This is a genomic window from Actinomadura sp. 6K520, from assembly GCF_004349245.1.
GTDB lineage: Bacteria > Actinomycetota > Actinomycetes > Streptosporangiales > Streptosporangiaceae > Spirillospora.
Map to the genome: position 1 here is coordinate 1 of NZ_SMLC01000413.1, position 954 is coordinate 954.

1 pseudogene is annotated in these 954 nt (G+C 66.0%); it reads right to left on the reverse strand.

What is annotated here, in order from left to right:
- A pseudogene (locus E1289_RS37740) lies at positions 1 to 954 on the reverse strand (alpha-1,4-glucan--maltose-1-phosphate maltosyltransferase); the annotation flags it as partial.

A 954-nucleotide genomic window follows, 5' to 3' on the forward strand; every position in this document is an offset into this window, starting at 1 on the left:
ACGTGGTGGAAGTGCAGGTTGCGGAGTTGCTGGAGGGCGGGGTGGGTGTTGCGCAGGGTGTTGAGCTGGGTGATGAGGGGGGCGATGGTGGTGCCGGTGCGGGCGGCGGTGTCGAAGTCGCGGGGGCGGTACTGGTATTTCTCGGAGTCGCGGTATTCCTCGCTGCCGGGGCGGACGGGGGTGTTCTCGCAGAGTTCGTAGCCGGCGTAGATGCCCCAGGTGGGGGAGAGCAGCGCGGCGAGGATGGCGCGGATTTCGAAGGCGGGGCGGCCGCCGTGCTGGAGGTATTCGTTGAGGATGTCGGGGGTGTTGGTGAACAGGTTGGGGCGCATGTAGTCGGCGGCGGGGCCGGTGAGTTCTTGGAGGTAGGTGGTGAGTTCTTCGGCGTTGTTGCGCCAGGTGAAGTAGGTGTAGGACTGGTGGAATCCGATTTTGGCCAGGGTGTGCATCATGGCGGGGCGGGTGAAGGCTTCGGCGAGGAAGATGACGTCGGGGTCGGTGGTGTGGATGTCGGCCAGGAGTCGTTCCCAGAAGGCGACGGGTTTGGTGTGGGGGTTGTCGACGCGGAAGATGCGGACGCCGTGGTTCATCCAGTGGTGGAGGATGCGGCGGATTTCGGTGTAGAGGCCTTCGGGGTCGTGGTCGAAGTTGAGGGGGTAGATGTCCTGGTATTTCTTGGGTGGGTTTTCGGCGTGGGCGATGGTGCCGTCGGCGCGGGTGGTGAACCATTCGGGGTGTTGGGTGACCCAGGGGTGGTCGGGGGAGCATTGCAGGGCCAGGTCCAGGGCGATTTCCAGGCCGTGGGTGTGGGCGTGGTCGACGAAGGCGTCGAAGTCGGTAAGGGTGCCCAGGTCGGGGTGGATGGTGTCGTGGCCGCCGTGGGGTGAGCCGATGGCCCAGGGGGAGCCGGGGTCGTACGGGCCGGCGTCCAGGGTGTTGTTGGGGCCTTTGCGG